Annotated in this window: 13 protein-coding genes and 1 pseudogene; 5 read left to right on the plus strand and 9 right to left on the minus strand. The window is 55.1% G+C overall.

Features of this window, described 5'->3' with window-relative positions; translation table 11 throughout:
• Nucleotides 1–2 precede the first annotated feature (2 nt).
• The 4 genes from wcaA to AC1MKH_RS15965 form a co-directional block, all read right to left on the minus strand.
• Nucleotides 3–845, minus strand: a complete 843-nt coding sequence (wcaA, locus tag AC1MKH_RS15950) for a colanic acid biosynthesis glycosyltransferase WcaA (RefSeq protein WP_276220469.1) — start codon at nucleotides 843–845, stop codon at nucleotides 3–5.
• Nucleotides 846–968: 123 nt separating this feature from the next.
• Nucleotides 969–3,131, minus strand: a complete 2,163-nt coding sequence (gene wzc / locus AC1MKH_RS15955) for a tyrosine-protein kinase Wzc (RefSeq protein ID WP_276220470.1) — start codon at nucleotides 3,129–3,131, stop codon at nucleotides 969–971.
• 2 nt (nucleotides 3,132–3,133) lie between these two features.
• Nucleotides 3,134–3,577 (minus strand): low molecular weight protein-tyrosine-phosphatase Wzb, encoded by a 444-nt coding sequence (gene wzb, locus AC1MKH_RS15960; RefSeq protein WP_149462384.1) that lies wholly within the window; start codon nucleotides 3,575–3,577, stop codon nucleotides 3,134–3,136.
• A 6-nt stretch (nucleotides 3,578–3,583) separates the two neighbouring features.
• Entirely contained in the window at nucleotides 3,584–4,717 is a 1,134-nt protein-coding gene (locus AC1MKH_RS15965) for a polysaccharide export protein (RefSeq protein WP_276220471.1), read from the minus strand.
• 673 nt (nucleotides 4,718–5,390) lie between these two features.
• Between AC1MKH_RS15965 and AC1MKH_RS15970 the strand changes: the two genes are divergently transcribed.
• The 3 genes from AC1MKH_RS15970 to cbpM all read left to right on the plus strand — a co-directional run bounded on the left by AC1MKH_RS15970 (nucleotide 5,391) and on the right by cbpM (nucleotide 8,350).
• Nucleotides 5,391–6,977 (plus strand): TerC family protein, encoded by a 1,587-nt coding sequence (locus tag AC1MKH_RS15970; RefSeq protein ID WP_276220472.1) that lies wholly within the window; start codon nucleotides 5,391–5,393, stop codon nucleotides 6,975–6,977.
• Between the two features lie 162 nt (nucleotides 6,978–7,139).
• Nucleotides 7,140–8,057 (plus strand): curved DNA-binding protein, encoded by a 918-nt coding sequence (cbpA, locus tag AC1MKH_RS15975; RefSeq protein WP_276220473.1) that lies wholly within the window; start codon nucleotides 7,140–7,142, stop codon nucleotides 8,055–8,057.
• Complete coding sequence (cbpM, locus tag AC1MKH_RS15980; RefSeq protein ID WP_276220474.1) at nucleotides 8,057–8,350, plus strand: chaperone modulator CbpM; 294 nt, start codon at nucleotides 8,057–8,059, stop codon at nucleotides 8,348–8,350. The genes cbpA and cbpM overlap by 1 nt, the downstream gene beginning before the upstream one ends.
• A gap of 121 nt (nucleotides 8,351–8,471) precedes the next feature.
• On the opposite strand, the gene asmA is transcribed toward cbpM, so the two are convergent.
• The 3 genes from asmA to udk form a co-directional block, all read right to left on the minus strand.
• The gene (gene asmA / locus AC1MKH_RS15985) at nucleotides 8,472–10,319 is read right to left on the minus strand and encodes an outer membrane assembly protein AsmA (protein WP_276220475.1); all 1,848 of its coding nucleotides are present in this window, start codon (nucleotides 10,317–10,319) and stop codon (nucleotides 8,472–8,474) included.
• Nucleotides 10,320–10,345: 26 nt separating this feature from the next.
• Nucleotides 10,346–10,927 (minus strand): dCTP deaminase, encoded by a 582-nt coding sequence (gene dcd / locus AC1MKH_RS15990; RefSeq protein WP_276220476.1) that lies wholly within the window; start codon nucleotides 10,925–10,927, stop codon nucleotides 10,346–10,348.
• Nucleotides 10,928–11,006: 79 nt separating this feature from the next.
• The gene (udk, locus tag AC1MKH_RS15995; protein WP_015963820.1) at nucleotides 11,007–11,648 is read right to left on the minus strand and encodes a uridine kinase; all 642 of its coding nucleotides are present in this window, start codon (nucleotides 11,646–11,648) and stop codon (nucleotides 11,007–11,009) included.
• Nucleotides 11,649–11,972: 324 nt separating this feature from the next.
• Between udk and AC1MKH_RS16000 the strand changes: the two are divergent.
• Nucleotides 11,973–14,501 (plus strand): annotated as a pseudogene (locus AC1MKH_RS16000) (diguanylate cyclase); the annotation flags it as partial.
• Between the two features lie 61 nt (nucleotides 14,502–14,562).
• On the opposite strand, the gene alkA reads toward AC1MKH_RS16000, so the two are convergent.
• The gene (alkA, locus tag AC1MKH_RS16005; RefSeq protein WP_276220478.1) at nucleotides 14,563–15,402 is read right to left on the minus strand and encodes a DNA-3-methyladenine glycosylase 2; all 840 of its coding nucleotides are present in this window, start codon (nucleotides 15,400–15,402) and stop codon (nucleotides 14,563–14,565) included.
• A gap of 133 nt (nucleotides 15,403–15,535) precedes the next feature.
• Here alkA and yegD point away from each other — a divergent pair, with 133 nt between their 5' ends.
• A complete protein-coding gene (gene yegD / locus AC1MKH_RS16010) occupies nucleotides 15,536–16,888 on the plus strand; it encodes a molecular chaperone (protein ID WP_276220479.1) in 1,353 nt (450 codons plus the stop codon).
• Between the two features lie 87 nt (nucleotides 16,889–16,975).
• Here yegD and AC1MKH_RS16015 read toward each other — a convergent pair whose 3' ends face one another.
• Nucleotides 16,976–17,035 (minus strand): type I toxin-antitoxin system Ibs family toxin, encoded by a 60-nt coding sequence (locus AC1MKH_RS16015; RefSeq protein ID WP_126440999.1) that lies wholly within the window; start codon nucleotides 17,033–17,035, stop codon nucleotides 16,976–16,978.
• Between the last annotated feature and the right edge of the window lie 225 nt (nucleotides 17,036–17,260).

A 17,260-nucleotide genomic window follows, 5' to 3' on the forward strand; every position in this document is an offset into this window, starting at 1 on the left:
GATTATTTCCCCCGCAGCCCGTCAGCAAGGCGTTTGCCGTTGCGGACAGAGAACAGCGTCCACAGCGTGCGCCAGTTCATGCGTTTATTGCGGATCTGATACAGCGTGAAGAGCTGGTACTTCTTACTCGCCCGGTCAAATTTGTCTTTGTGCTTGCGGTAAAAATGGAAGTAGCCGGAAAACTTTTTCGGCGAGTTGGTGATTTGCATTTCGCCGTGGTTGATGTGCAGGATCTGCGTGGCTTCTTCGATTTTCCACGGTTCGCCGTAGGCCACCACCATGCGCAGGAAGATGTCGTAATCCTGCGCCGCTTTCAGTTGCGTATCGAACAGGCACTCTTTAAAACGCCACGCCGAGCTAAACACCTGGTTGCCGACAATATTGCGTTTGTAGAACAACTTGCGGGAAAACGGCGATTTCGGGTACAGCGGCAGGCTCGCCGGCTGTGAGTAGACCTCGCCCTGGCAAAGATAGTCGTTGGCATAAAGAAAGGCGTGGGTCACCAGCTGGTGCTTTTGTTCGAGAAACACCGATAAACGGTTTGGCGTCCATTCATCGTCATCATCAATACCGGTAATAAACTGGCCTTTCGACTGCATAATGGCCTGGTTACGCACCGCGCACGCGCCGGAATTCACGTCGTTATGGATGTAGCACACACGGGGGTCGTTCAGGTCGGTGACAAACTGCTGAAGCTGTTCGTAGGATTCGGAGCAATCATCGACGATGATCATCTCCCAGTTCGGGTAATCCTGGCGCAGCACCGATTTGATGGCGCGGATTGCCAACTGCTGGCGATTCCAGGTCGGCATATAGATAGAGATCAATGGATTTTCTGTAGTCATGAGGATCCCCCGGAGAAGCAAAGTCATGGCTGACATGCCGGATGGCGACGCATTCGCGTCTTATCCGGCCTACGGGTCGAATCGTAGGCCGGGTAAGCGCAGCGCCACCCGGCACGCTGCACGTTATTTAGAATCAGATTTATATTCGTATTCGTAGTAACCGTAATCCTGATAGCCCGTCGCGCGACGGAAGATGGAGTTCAGGATCACCCCTTTCACGTCGATGCCGTTTTGCTCGAAGCGGCTGAGGCTGGTTTCCACTTCTTTCAGGGTATTTACTGCGTAGCGCGCTACCATCAGCGTGGTGCCCGCGTGGCGGCCGACAATCGCCGCATCGGTGACGGCCAGGATTGGCGGCGTATCGATAAGGATCAGGTCATAGTTAGCGCTGGCCCAGCTCATCAGTTCGCTGAATCGCTCGCTCATCAGCAGCTCCGACGGATTCGGCGGTACCTGACCGCGCGGTACCAGATCGAAGTTGTTAATCGAGGTGCGTTTCGCGCAGGACGCAATATCTGCTTTCCCCACCAGCACTTCCGACAGACCGTTATCGTTGCTGGTCCCCAGCAGTTCGTGGGTATAGCCTTTACGCATATCACAGTCGATCATCAGCACGCGCTTGCCGGTCTGGCTTATCACCGCCGCGAGGTTGGCGCAGACAAAGGTTTTACCGATTGACGGGCTCACACCGGTCATCATCAGCACCTTGTTACCTGCCTGCATCATCGCAAAGTGCAGGCTGGTACGCAGGCTACGCACCGCTTCAATCGCCAGATCCGTTGGATTACCGACTGCCAGCAGTTGGCTCTGTTTATAGCGCTTCACGCCTTTCACCGTTTTCACGCTGTCACGCGCTTTCTGCCACTCGGACAGCGGAATGCTGGCATAAACATTAATGCCGTGCTCTTCCAGCACCTGCGGGCTTTCGATACCGCGGTTAAACAGCGAGCGCAGCAGCACGCCAACGATAGAGAGCATCAGGCCAAGGATCAGACTGCCAAGAATAATCAGCGCTTTCTTCGGCTTCACCACGCCCGGCTGAGCGATCGCCGGGTCGACGATACGCACATCGCCCACGGTGCTGGCTTCGGTGATTTTCAGCTCCTGTTGTTTATTCAGCAGTTGCATGTACACCTGCTGGCCGGATTCCACATCACGCGTTAAACGCACAATTTCCTGCTGCGTTTTCGGCATCGCGGTCACCCGTTTTGACAGGCGCGCTTTCTCTTCTTCCAGCGCCCGACGTTTTTCCAGCAACGTGCGATAGGCCGGGTGAATGCGGGTGTACAGCTTAGAGATTTCCGCTTCTTTGAAGGTCAGTTCATTAAGCTGCGCGTCAATGTTGACCATCGAGTCGAGCACAGATTTCGCTTCCAGCGGCAGGTCGACAGAGTCTTTCTGCTGGCGATAGGCGTTGAGGTTGTTTTCCGCGACGTCCAGATTGTGGCGCACCACCGGCAGCTGTTTATCGAGGAAGGCGAGGCTTTTCGCCGCCTCTTCAGATTTTCGCGCCACGTTCTGTTCGAGGTAGTTACGCGCAATGCTGTCGAGGATCTTGCGGATCTGCTCTTTATCTTCCCCGGTAATGCTGAGGGTCAGCACGCCGGAATCTTTACCATCTTCCGTGACGCTCAGGCTATTTTGCAGCGAATTGATCATGCCGAGCGTGGAGAATCGCATCAGGGTAAACGAGGCGCCTTCATGGGCGGCAATCGCCGTTACCAACAGCGACACGCCGCCTTTCTCCAGCGGTTTGCCTACTTCGCCCTGAGCGCTGAAACCGTCATCATTGCTCAGCTGATAGCGTGTCGGGCTCAGCACTTCCAGCGTAAAGGTGCTTTCCGCCATCGACTGCGGGCGATTAAAGGTGGTGACTTTGACCGTTTCGTTTTTACGCCCCATCAGACGATCCCACCCCGCGCCAATCAGCGGGAAGGTGTTTTTCTCAACCGAAATATCGAGGTCAAGGTCGTCAACGGTTTTGCCCAGCACCAGGCGCGAGGTGATCATTCTGATCTCCGCGTCAGATGCCGGCGGCTTGTTGCTCAGGGCGCTGCTGATATCCTGCACCAGCGCGCTGCCCTGATTTTGTTCAATGCGCACCAGCGCATCGGCGCTGTAAATCGGCGTCGCAAAAAGGGTGTAGATGATGCCCACCAGCGTAAACACGCCGGTAATACCGAGCACCCACCATTTTGCTTCGATGACCGTGCCCACCAGGCGACCAATATCAATTTCATCACTGCCCGTGGCCTGCGGGGCTATCTGTTTTACTTTTTCTGTCATTGTTATCCCTGCTGAGCTTTCAGTGCCTGCGCCCACTGTTGAGCAGACCGGTCGAGTAACTGATATACCGCTTCAAAGGCTTCGCGGCTTTTGCGATAGGGATCGGGAATGTCGCGTTCATCATCCCAGTGCCCAAACAGCATCACCTTGCCGCGCATTTCCGGCGCGATGTCATGCAGTTTCGAGATGTGGCGGCGTTCCATTGCCAGAATCAGGTCATACTCCCGGCACATCGCGCCGGAAATTTGGCGGGCGCAATGCCCGTCAAGAGAGAGCTGATGGTCTGCTGCCACGCTCACCGCGCTGGCATCTGCCCCCTTCCCCACCAGCGCGCCCAAACCTGCGGACGCAATGGTTACCGACGGCAAATGGCTTTTCAGCAGACGCTCCCCCGTTGGGGAACGGCAAATGTTCCCCACACATACCACCAGAATTTTGTTAAACATGGCCGCTTACCAGGTGTGAATGTCTTTCGCCGTGTCCGTCATGTAGCGAACGCCACTGATGGTCGGCAACAGTTGGTTGATCAGACGGTTCCAGCGCGTCACCGGCGCGGTCGTCACGTACACAACGTCATACGGCTGCAGCACGAAGTTGGTCGCCATCACCAGAGAGGTGGCATCGGACATATCCAGCTGATAAACGTTCGCCATCTTGCCGTTGTTGCCCTCTTTGGTCGGACGGATCACGAAGATGCCGCTGGCGTTCGAGGAGGTGAGATCCAACCCTTCCGCCTGGCCCAGCGCTTCGGTGAGCGTCATGCCGCTGAAGTCCATTTTGAGGGTGCTCTGTTTCTTCACTTCGCCCATCACGAACACTTTCAGATCGTCGTTGCGTGGCACAAACAAAATGTCGCCCGGATACAGCAGTCGGTTCTGCTTCAGATCGCCGTTTTGCATCAACGCCTGAATCGAGATCCGCTCTTCACGCCCGTTATGCGTCAGCACCACGTTGCGCCAGTCGGCGACATCCGTCAGACCGCCGGCGGCATTAATCGCATCGAGGATTGTCAGCGGTACGTTGGTGATAGCCTGCTGGCCGGACTTATTCACCTGACCCGAAACATAGGTTTTCTGTGAGCGGAAAGCGGCAACATTGACATCAACCTGCGGGTCGGTGATGTAAGCGGCCAGGCGCTGGCTGACAATCTGGCGAATCTCCGAGAGCGTTTTGCCCTTCACGTCCACCTTGCCAATGTAGGGGTAGAAAATCGTGCCATCAGGCTGCACCCAGTTCCCGGTGTCGCTGGAGCTGCGGTACTGGCCTGCCGGAGTGGTGAGTTCCGGGTGATCCCAGACGGTGACGTTCAGTACGTCGCCCGGCCCCACGCGATACTGGTAATTGCTTAACTCCTGATCCAGCGATGTGTTCGGTTGCGCGACATTCGGTCGCGGGCGCAATTGTTCAATCAGTCGCGGGGTCAGCGGATAAACATTCACCATCTGGTCGATATCAAAGTCAGCGTCTTGCTGCTTAATGACATCTTTTCCGTAGGTAGACATATTGCTGCCGGGAAGGACGGTGCAACCACTCATAAAGGTTACCGACACCAATAATGGCATCAATTTTAGTTTGGATTTCATCATTGATTATTTATCACTTTGGCAGAGAAATTATCCTGTGCGAATTAAATAAACCCGAACATCTCCATTACCTGAGCATTCAGAATGCATTTAATCGTGCGTGAATATAAATGGCATATATCCTAAAAAAGATCGTATTCATCCGCAGGCTATTGACAGAATAATCGAGGCTGATTATCTCGCCTTCAGGCACGCTACCGCCCTTGGCTTTAAGCTACCAAATCACCTAAAATTCAGAATGTTAGAAATAAGTCTACATTTTCGGCAATGAATAAAGATTATTCCTGGCATAAAACTTTTCGGCTAATAAATATCTAGCGGATACGTTCCCATGCCCTTTATCATTCAATGCCGGAAGAATTGTTACAGCAATGCAAACAGCAGGCAAGGTAACGACGGCTTAAAAATAGTTTTTAAGAATAATATTAAGCGCCACAAAAACGATTTTTTAGGATTTTATTTATATTGACATAAAGTAATTATCCGCACCGCCGGAACACTATTCTCAGCTGATATTGGTTATTGTTATAATAAACTGGAGTAACAATAAGGTTTTATTACTCCCCGTTACGCAATTTTAGTCGGACAAATCTCAGGGAAACATTGCAATTTGCTCCGGCTTTATCCATGATCGAAGTGTGACAAATGTCATATGACTTAAGGTATTAAACAACGTATGGAATGGATTGCCGATCCCTCAATCTGGGCGGGTCTTATCACGCTTGTCGTCATCGAGCTCGTTCTCGGGATTGATAACCTTGTGTTTATCGCCATCCTGGCAGAAAAACTGCCTCCGGCGCAGCGCGACCGCGCACGCGTCACCGGCCTGATTCTGGCAATGCTGATGCGTCTGGTACTGCTGGCCTCGATTTCCTGGCTGGTTACGCTCACCAAACCGCTTTTTGTGTTCCGCGATTTAAGCTTCAGCGCGCGTGACCTCATTATGCTGTTCGGCGGCCTCTTCCTTCTCTTTAAAGCCACCGTCGAACTCAACGAACGGCTGGAAGGTAAAGACAGCGATAATCCCACCCAGCGGCGCGGTGCACGTTTCTGGGGCGTCGTCGCGCAAATTGTGGTGCTGGACGCGGTCTTCTCGCTCGACTCGGTCATTACGGCGGTCGGGATGGTGGATCATCTGGCGGTCATGATGGCGGCGGTGATTATTGCCATCAGCCTGATGCTGCTCGCCAGTAAAGCCCTCACCCGCTTCGTGAACAGCCACCCGACTATCGTTATTCTCTGTCTCAGCTTCCTGCTGATGATTGGTTTCAGCCTGGTCGCAGAAGGTTTTGGCTTCGCCATTCCGAAAGGCTATCTGTACGCGGCGATTGGCTTCTCGGTGATGATCGAATCCCTGAATCAGCTGGCCATCTTCAACCGCCGTCGCTTCCTGACGGCAAACCTGACGATGCGTCAGCGCACGACCGAAACGGTGATGCGCCTGCTGAGCGGGCGAAAAGAGGACGCTGAGCTGGATGCCGATAGCGCATCCATGATTGCCGACCACCGGGACGATCCTATCTTCGAGCCGCAGGAACGGATGATGATTGAGCGCGTGCTCAACCTCAACCAACGTACCGTCAGCAGTATTATGACCTCGCGCCACGATATCGAGCATATCGACCTCAGCGCCCCGGAAAGCGAAATCCGCGCGCTGCTGGAGAAAAACCAGCACACGCGTCTGGTTATCACCGGCGGCGATGATGAAGAAGAGCTGTTAGGCGTGGTACACGTGATTGATCTGCTGCAACAGTCGCTACGCAATGAGCCGCTGGACCTGCGTGCGCTTATCCGCCAGCCGCTGGTATTCCCGGAAACGCTGCCGCTGCTCTCCGCACTGGAACAGTTCCGTAGCGCCCGCACCCACTTCGCTTTCGTGGTCGATGAATTTGGTTCGGTGGAAGGCATTGTGACGCTCAGTGACGTCATGGAAACCATCGCCGGGAATCTACCAAACGAAGTGGAAGAGATTGACGCCCGCCACGATATCCAGCGCAACCCGGATGGAACCTGGACGGCGAACGGTCATATGCCGCTGGAAGATTTGGTGCAGTACATTCCGCTGCCGCTGGATGACAAACGTGAGTATCACACCATCGCCGGGCTGCTGATGGAACATTTGCAACGCGTACCAAAAGCGGGTGAAGAGGTGCAAATTGGCCCCTTCACGCTGAAAACGTTGCAGGTCGAAAGCCACCGAGTGCAAAAGGTACAGATAATCCCACCGCCGCAGGAAGAGGATGAACTGAACTACGAGGTGTAAAGTACATAAGGGCTGATTATTAATCAGCCCTTTACTCTTCTTGTCTTCTATCAATTTTCCCACACATTTCTTCTGCCCCACCGCGCACATTTGCCCTACGCTTATACACGAGCCCTTTTTCAGGTGGGCCATGACCACCGCATTCATTAATGAGATAACATTATGGAATTAAAGGATTATTATGCGATTCTGGGGGTTAAACCAACGGACGATCTGAAGACTATCAAGACCGCCTACCGCCGCCTGGCGCGCAAATACCACCCCGATGTCAGCAAAGAAAACGATGCCGAAGCCCGCTTTAAAGATCTCGCCGAAGCCTGGGAAGTGTTGAAAGACGAGCAGAAGCGCGCCGAATATGACGAGCTCTGGGCGCATCGTAACGATCCGCAGTTTGGCCGCCAGCAGCAGGGCCACGAGCAGAGCTACAACCAGCAGGATTTTGACGATATCTTCTCTTCGATGTTCGGTCAGCAGGCGCATCACGCCCGCCGCCAGCGCGCCTCGCGCGGCCAGGACCTGGAAATTGAAGTAGCGGTGTTCCTCGAAGAGACGCTGGCCGAGCAGCAGCGTACCATCAGCTATAAGGTGCCGGTGTATAACGTCTTCGGCATGGTTGAGCAGGAACTGCCGAAAACGCTGAATGTGAAAATCCCTGCGGGGGTCAGCGACGGGCAACGTATTCGCCTCAAAGGCCAGGGCACGCCGGGCGAAAATGGCGGGCCAAACGGCGACCTGTGGATGATTATTCACATCGCACCGCACCCGCTGTTTGATATCGTCGGTCACAATCTGGAGATCGTACTCCCGCTAGCGCCATGGGAAGCTGCGCTGGGTACCAAAGTCGAAGTGCCAACGCTGAAAGAGAGCATTCTGCTGACCATTCCACCGGGCAGTCAGGCCGGACAACGGCTGCGTATTAAGGGCAAAGGCCTGGTGAGTAAAACCGTCACCGGCGATCTGTTTGCGGTGATTAAAATCGTGATGCCGCCGAAACCAGATGAGAAAACGAGCGCGCTGTGGCAACAACTGGCCGAGAGTCAGGCCAGCTTCGACCCGCGTAAAACCTGGGGGAAAGCATAATGACTACCGTTACCGTAACCTTAACCGTCACTGAGTTTTGTCTGCGCACGGGGGTGTCGTCTGAAGAGCTGGATGAAATTGTCGGGCTGGGGATGATTGAACCGAACGTCTCGCAAACGCAGGAGTGGTTGTTTGATGATCATGCGGCGGTGGTGGTACATCGCGCCGTACGGCTGCGTCATGAGCTGGAACTGGACTGGCCGGGGATCGCCGTGGCGTTGACGCTGCTGGATGAGAATGCGCGACTGGCGCGGGAAAATGCACTGCTGAGGCAAAGGCTGGAGCGGTGGTAGAACGCCCCCCTCGCCCTAACCCTCTCCCACAGGGAGAGGGGACAGAGTGTGCTAATCTACATGTTCTGCGCGGGTTTTCGCCCTCTCCCTGTGGGAGAGGGCGGGGTGAGGGGTGTATGTCTTAATGACTCTCTAAAAACTGCTTCACATCCTTCCCTGACTGGCGATCTTTATTCTTATCCGCCCAGTCGCTCAGACGTCGGCGTGCTTCGCTTTGCAGATGCTTACGCAGCGCCTGATCCACCTGAAGGCTGTAATTAAGTGCCTGCCACTTGCCGTAAACACGCAGCGGAATGGCGGTCTCTTTAAGGATCTGAATCAGCGAGCTTTGTCCCTGCCAGCCGTCAACTACGCGGACGTTAAACTGCATGTCGCCCTCTTCTTTGACCAGATCCAGCGCACCCTTGCCATCAACCGCCAGCAGCGGCGATTCGCCCTGCATATCGCTCAGGGTCAGTTTGCCATGATCCAGGCTGAACGCCGTCGTCAGGTTATCAAGACGCGTGGCGCTGTCGTAGCTTTCCTGCGCTTTGACATCCGTGCTGCGCTCAACCGCCTGCTGTACCAGTTGCTGGAAGTTCAGCCCCTCCGCACGCACGTCTTTCAGAGAGATATCTGCCTTCCCTTCCCAGTTGCGACGGAAGCTCTCCGCGTCAATCGCCGTACCGGCAAACTCGCCGTCCAGCGTTAAGCGCCCGGTCAGTTCGATAGGATAATTAAAGGCTTTCAGCAAGCTGCCGATCTGGACGTTTTCAAGCTGCGGGTGGAATTCCGCCGCAGGCGTTAATTCCCGGGCATCCAGTTGGCCAGGCAGAGAGAGTTTTCCGCCGTCCAGCGTGCCTTCAAGCTGGGTAATATCCAGCAGACCACGCTTGTTGGTCGCCTGATGTGCCACATTGGTGAAGTTCATCCCGCGCCAGGTCACCTGTTTTGCTACCAGCGAAATAGCGCCATCAAAGCTTTTCAGGCCGCTGTATTGCGGAACGCTGTCGCTGTCGGCAATGACCGGGCGAGCCTGTTTTGGCGTGCTCTGAGCCTGCTGGCCACCGTTGGCGTCGGTCATGGCCGCGCTACGAGTTAACAGATTATCGAGATTGAGCTTGTCAGACTGCAGATCGAGCGTCCAAAGCGGATGGTCGCTCAATACCACGCTGCCAGAGCCGCGCAGAGAGCTGTCGTTCGCCGTAAAGTTGATGTCGCTGAAGCTCAGCGTTTTCTGCTCTTCCTGCCAGCGCGCGTTCACACTACCGGCGCCGCTGATGCCTTGAGAAGGCAGGTCGGCACCCTGAAGTTGCCAGGTAATTTGCGAGAGCTGCGCGTCCAGACGATGCGGATAATCGCCAGCTTCAATGCGCGCGGTCAGCGCCAGCGCTAAATCGCGCTGATCGCGATTGATGCGGCCAGAAAAATCGAGCGTTGCCAGATGATGTTCGTCCTGCTCCATCTCCAGACGAATATCGCGCACCGTAACCTGTTCATCATCGGCATGCTGGAACACCAGCACGCTATCGGCCACTTTGAGGCGAGAAATATCAAAAGACCAGCCGCGATCTTCCGGCACCAGCGGTAAGGTATTTTCTTTCGGTACAACGGGGGCATGTTCAGCCGGCGCGGCTTCACTTTGCGGCGTTAACTGAATCACCCCGCCCTTGAGCATCACCTGCTTGACCTGCAACTGATGCGAAAGCAGCGGCAACAGCGCCACGTCCAGACGCATGTTATCGGCGCGAACCAGCGGCTCCGTTGCTCCCGGCGCGGTGAGACGCATTCTGCCGGACAGAATGCTGAGCTGCGGCCAGACGTGCCAACGCAGCGGGCCATCCAGCTGAAGCTGATAGCCGCTGCGTGCTTCGACTTGCCGCACCATATAGCTGCGGAAGTCGTTCGGGTTGACCAAAAGAACTAACGCCGAGAGGCCGGCGATGAGCACCACCAGCAGAATCATCAGCGTCGTTAAAATACGTCTCATTGCATCCTCACCAGACCAGCTTCAACTCAGTCTTTATCGATACGACTGGCGACCGCGCCCTGCTGGTCACGGTACTTCGCATCTTCACGACGGTTGTAGGGGCGTGCAGCCGGGCCGGAAAGCGGCTCGAAGCTCAGCGCACCAATCAGCATCCCAGGGCGCAGCGCCAGCGGCAATTTACCGGAGTTATAGAATTCAAGAACGATACAACCGGACCAGCCCGGATCGATACGGTGCGCGGTCACGTGAACCATCAGGCCAAGACGCGCAAGGGAGGAACGCCCGTCAAGCCAGCCAACTAAATCCGCAGGCAGCGTGACAGATTCCAGCGTCACTGCCAGCGCCAGCTCACCCGGATGTAAATAAAACGCATCACCTTCTGCGAGAACGATCTCTTCGCTCATCACGCGATCGAGCGCCGCGCTCACTTCCGCTTTCGGGCCACTTAAATCAATATAGGCGGCAGTATGACCGCTGAAGGTACGAAATTTATTGCCCAGGCGCACATCAACCGTCGCGCCATTAATACGCTCAACGGGGGGACGCGGGTTAATCGCCAGTCGGCCGTCATCCAGCCAGGCCTCTATATCTCGGTCACACAGACGCATGCCATTCTCCTTTGGTACAACCAGCCCCCATGATGAGATGCGCGGGGGCGATTACTGCACGTTACACAATTCGCGTGAGTTATTCAAAAAACTGACTAATTTTCGCTTTCAGAATATCAATTGCAATGCGGTTTTTCCCGCCACGCGGCACGATGATATCGGCATACTGTTTGGAGGGGTCGATAAACTGCAGGAACATCGGGCGAACGGTTTTCTGATACTGCGCCATCACCGAGTCCATTGAACGGCCACGCTCGTTAACGTCGCGCTTAATACGGCGCATCAGGCAGATATCCAGCGGCGTATCGACGAAAATAGAGAAGCTCATCTCTTCACGCAGACGCGCTTCCGTCAGCAGCAGAATACCTTCAAGAATAATGACTTTTTTGGGTTCGACGTGAACCGTCTCGGCGGTGCGGGTATGTTCTACATAGCTGTAGACCGGTAATTCGATAGGTTCGCCGCGTTTAAGCATTTGCAGATGCTGCAATAAAAGGCTGTGATCCATCGCGTTAGGATGGTCATAGTTGGTCTTAACACGCTCTTCCATCGACAAATGACTTTGGTCTTTGTAGTAGCTGTCTTCGGGAATAACGCCAATATGTTCATCACCAACCTGTTCACGCAATTCGCGATACAGCGTGCTGGCGATAAGACTTTTACCCGAAGCCGATGCGCCGGCGATGCCTATGATGACGCACTGATGAGACTTATCAGTCATAAATTTTTGCGACCTGATTAACCTGGATGATAAGGAAGGACGACGCCAGAGCGTCAAACGCGGCAATTATAGGGATTTCGCGCCCGCGATACCAGTCGAATGCGCGGGATTGCGCGGGCCGACAGCGAAAAGTTCCTCTGCCGCGCGCGCAGTCGGGGTGAAAGCGTGCGTTTTCCGTTCCGTCAGGTTGCGCAAGCCCTGTCTCGGTGCTATCAATTTATGTGCTACCACCGTATAAATTATTAATGCTTTGTACTAGCATGGCGTCATCCACTATCAGATAAATCTGAAACCCGCCCAACGGCACTCTTCGCGAAAATGGTAATGAATAAAGTATCCCGGCCAGTATTCGTTGTTCCCTCTCACCCTGTGCTTCGTCTGGCCAGTCTGGGGCTGGTGACGTTTATTTTCACCCTTTTTTCGCTTGAGCTGACGCAACTTGGCACGCTTCTGGCACCGCTCTGGTTCCCAACGTCGGTCATGATGGTGGCGTTTTATCGCCACCGCCGCAGATTATGGCCCGCCATTGCCATTGCCTGTACGCTGGGTAATGTGGCGGCCTCGCTGGTGCTCTTCCCCCTGCACGAGCTAAACCTGATTTACTCCGGTATTAACATCGCGGAAGCCGCCGTGGGCGGCCTGCTGCTGCGTAAGCTGTTACCGCGCTATAACCCGCTGCAAAATCTGCATGACTGGATCCGCCTCGCCATCGGCAGCGCGCTGATCCCGCCGCTGGTCGGCGGATTGTTGGTCTATCTGCTGGTGCCGAGCGATAACCCGCTGCAATCGTTTATTGTCTGGACGCTTTCCGAAGCCATTGGCGCGCTGGCGCTGGTGCCATTAGGGCTGCTGTTTAAGCCGCATTACCTGCTGCGTCACCGCAACCCGCGCCTGCTGCTGGAAACGCTGCTAACGCTGGCCGTGACCCTCGCGCTGAGCGCGCTGTCGATGATTTATATGCCATGGCCTTATACCTGCATCATCGTATTACTGATGTGGAGCGCCGTGCGCTTACCGCGTATGGAAGCGTTTATGGTTTTTCTGTGCACGGTGATGCTGGTGTCGCTGATTATGTCGGACTCCACGCTCTCGCAGCACGTTTCCGTCGTCTATACCGTTACCAATGCGTCGTGGATGCCGTTTGTGATGATTCTGCTTCCGGCGAACGTCATGACCATGGTGATGTACGCCTTTCGCGCCGAAAGTAAGCATATCGTTGAAAGCGAAGAACGTTTTCGCAATGCGATGGAACATTCGGCCATTGGTATGGCGCTGGTGGGAACCGAAGGCCAGTGGCTACAGGTGAATAAATCCCTGTGCCATTTCCTGGGATACAGCCCGGAAGAGCTGCGCGAGATGACGTTTCAGGAACTGACTCTGCCGGAAGATTTAAATTCTGACCTGCACCAGCGCGACAGTCTGGTACGGGGTGACATCAACACCTACACCATGGAGAAGCGCTATTACACCCGTCAGGGCGAAGTGGTCTGGGCGCTGCTCGCCGTATCGTTAGTACGTAACCCGGACAGCACGCCGCTATACTTTATTGCGCAGATTGAAGACATTAACGAACTGAAAAAAACTGAGCAGATCAATCAGCGACTGATGGAACGCATTACGCTTGCCAATGAAGCGGGCGGCGTGGGTATCTGGGAATGGGATCTCAAGCCGAACAAAATCAGCTGGGATAAACGGATGTTTGAACTCTACGGTGTCCCTTCACATGTGAAACCCACCTGGCAGGTTTGGGAATCCTGCCTGGTTGAAGAAGATCGCGAAAACGCGACCCGCAAAGTGTTGAACTCGCTCAAATCCAGCTCGCCGCTGATGCTGGAGTTTCGCGTTAAGCTGAAGGGTAAAGTTCGTCATATTCGATCGCTGGCGAACCGTGTGCTGAATAAACAGGGTGAAGTGGAACGCCTGCTCGGCATTAATATTGATATGACCGAAGTGAAAGAGCTGAACGAAGCGCTGTTCCAGGAGAAAGAGCGGTTACATATCACGCTCGACTCCATCGGCGAAGCCGTCGTGTGTACCGATATCAACATGAATATCACCTTTATGAACCCGGTGGCGGAGAAAATGAGCGGCTGGACTCAGCAGGAAGCGCTAAACAAACCGCTGCTTTCTGTTCTGCATATCAGCGTCGGCGATCATGGTCCATTGATGGGGAATTTCCATACGGGCGACCTCTACCGCAGCGACATTGACGACGATTTAGTCCTGCATAGCCGACACGGCGGTAGCTTCGATATTCAGTACAGCATTACCCCCCTGAGTACCCTGAATGGCGAAAACATCGGTTCAGTGCTGGTGATTCAGGATGTCACCGAATCACGCGAGATGCTGCGTCAGCTCAGCTACAGCGCGTCACATGATGTGCTGACCCATCTGGCGAACCGGGCTAGTTTTGAAAGCCACCTTAAGCGGCATCTGCTCAACATTGATAACGCGCAGGAGCGTCATGCGCTGGTGTTTATTGACCTCGACCGCTTTAAGTCTGTGAACGATAATGCCGGTCATGCCGCCGGCGATGCCCTGCTACGCGAGATTTCAGCGCTGATGCTCAGCCTGTTACGCAAAGGCGATATTCTTGCCCGCCTTGGCGGCGATGAGTTCGGCCTGCTGCTGCCGGAGTGTAAAGAAGAGGACGCGCATGATATTGCGCAGCGCATTGTCGAAGGCGTGAATAACTACCACTTTACCTGGGAAGGCCGCGGGCACCACATCGGCGCCAGCGCGGGGATCACCTTCATCGACCGGCATAACACCAATCTAACCGACCTGCTTTCGCAGGCCGACATCGCGTGCTATGCCTCGAAAAACAATGGCCGCGGGCGCGTGACAATCTACGGTGCGCACCCGGACGCCATGCCGCGCGTCCATAACCGCTTCTCACAAAAAGAGTAACTCTTTACGGGGCCCAGCCTTCCGTATGCCAGATATGCAGCAAGGCATAAGAGCGCCAGGGGTGCCAGCGCTCGGCATAGCGGCGGATCTGCGCGGGCGTCATGCCGGGGAAACGCTGCTTGATCAAATAATCATCCGGCAAAAATACATCGCTGGCCTGCCAGCCGCGCAGGGCGAAATAGTTTGCCGTCCAGCGACCAATCCCGGGGAAGCTTTGCAGTGTTTTCATTCCCAGCTCAATATCCTCAGGCGGGTTGAGCGGCAGCTCGCCGGATAACGCAGCGCTTGCCAGATAGATAAGCGATTCTGCCCGCTTGAGCGGCATGCCCAGCGCTTTAAGCTGCTGCGGATCGGCATTCATCAACTGTTCCGGACGTGGGAAAAGGTAAAAGCCGGGAAAATCGGGCAAGGGCTCCCCCAACGCGGCGACCACTTTGCCGGTTAATTTTGCCGCCATCGCTACGCTGACCAGTTGGCCAAGTATCGCCCTGACGCCCTGCTCGAACGCATCCATCGCGCCCGGTAAGCGCAACCCTGGTCGCGCGCTCGCCAGCGTGCCAAGCGTGTCATTAATTATCTGAGTCGCACATTTAAGATCCAGCAAGTGAGAAATTCGCGTCAGGCAATGATTCGCTACCGGCAATAAGCCCTCCGAAAGCGTGACGCACAGTACCTGCCGCGTTTCATCCGGCATCATGGTGATGACGCCGCGATGCCCGTCGTATTCAAAACTGCGCGTGTAGCGACCCGCCTCAAAACGCTCAATGCCTGCCACCGCACGCGCCTGTAAAAACCCCCACATCCACGGCCAGTCGTAAGGTGCCTGCCACGATAATTCGAACATAATTTCTCCCTGGTTTGCGCCTACAGCATAGCGGCAAACCGGCTTTTGTTCCTTGCTTTCATATTCCGACTTGTCGTCAGGAAAAAATGCAAGTAAAGTCGCCCCCCTTCTTCACCGGCATGGGGATTTAAAGGTGTTTATTGGTTTTGACTACGGTACGGCAAACTGTTCAGTGGCGGTGATGCAGGAGGGAAAACCTCGCCTGTTGACCATGGAAAACGGCAGCACGCTGCTTCCTTCGATGCTCTGTGCCCCCACCCGCGAAGCGGTCAGCGAATGGCTCTACCGCCATCATCAGGTACCCGCTACCGGCGATGAAACCCAGGCGCTGCTACGCCGGGCGGTCAACTACAATCGCGATGAAGATATCGATGTACTGAGCAACAGCGTGCAGTTCGGCCTCGCCTCATTGCGCCAGTACATCGATGACCCGGAAGAGGTCTACTTCGTCAAATCGCCAAAATCCTTCCTCGGTGCAAACGGGCTAAAGCCGCAGCAGGTCGCGGTATTCGAAGATCTCGTGTGCGCGATGATACTGCATATTCGCCAGCAAGCGCAGGGTCAACTGCCGGAAAGCATTGATCAGGCGGTTATTGGCCGACCGATTAACTTCCAGGGGCTGGGCGGCGATGACGCCAACGCGCAGGCGCAGGGCATTCTGGAACGCGCGGCGAAACGCGCCGGTTTTCGCGATGTGGTATTTCAGTATGAACCCGTGGCCGCCGGGCTTGATTTTGAAGCGACGCTGGATAAAGAACAGCGCGTGCTGGTTGTCGATATTGGCGGCGGAACTACTGACTGCTCCGTATTGCTGATGGGCCCGCAGTGGCGCGAGAAACTCGACCGCGAACAAAGCCTGCTCGGCCACAGTGGTTGCCGCGTCGGCGGGAACGACCTCGACATCGCGCTGGCCTTCAAAAGCCTGATGCCGTTACTCGGTATGGGGGGCGAAACCGAAAAAGGCATCGCCCTGCCGATTCTGCCCTGGTGGAATGCCGTAGCGATTAACGACGTTCCGGCGCAGACCGATTTCTACAGCAGCGCCAATGGCCGCATGCTGCGCGACCTGGCGCGTGACGCTCGCGATGCCGAGAAAGTCGCCCTGCTCTATAAAGTGTGGCAACAGCGCCTGAGCTACCGCCTGGTGCGCTGCGCGGAAGAGAGCAAAATTGCGCTTTCTGACCGTCCGGAAGTGGCGACGACCTTACCGTTTATCAGCGATGAGCTCGCCACCGCCATCAGCCAGCAGGGGCTGGAAACGGCGCTGGACCAGCCGCTGACGCGCATTATGGAGCAGGTGCATCTGGCGCTGAACGAAAGTGCAGAGAAGCCGGATATCATCTACCTGACCGGCGGCAGCGCCCGTTCTCCGCTGATCAAAAAAGCGCTGGCGGAGCAACTGCCGGGAATTCCGATTGCCGGTGGCGATGATTTTGGCTCGGTCACCGCCGGTCTGGCCCGCTGGGCGCAGGTGGTGTTTGGTTAAGCCTTACCAGGCCATTGACTTCTTCGGGATGCAATCCTAAATTAAGGAGTGAGGGTTAGGGAGAGGTTTCCCCCTCCCCCTGGTGTCTTAGTATGCTGGGTAGCTAATCACTAAGAGAATCACCAGTATGATGACCAGTTTCATCATAACCCTTTCCTTTTTAAGGCCCCTTCTTCGGGAGGGGCTTTCCCTTTTCAGCCCCCTGCTGAACACCTTTTCTGCAATGCAGCGATTCAGGATGCACTCTAACGCAGCCTCCTTCTGCTGTGCTTCCTGCGTGTCAATTCCCCGAGCGGCCTCGCAAAGCGGTCGTGATTCGGACGATTCGTCCCGGTGTTTCATATTTCCTCCATTTTTTCCGACCATCCGGTA

Source organism: Pseudocitrobacter sp. CD920760, assembly GCF_057782505.1.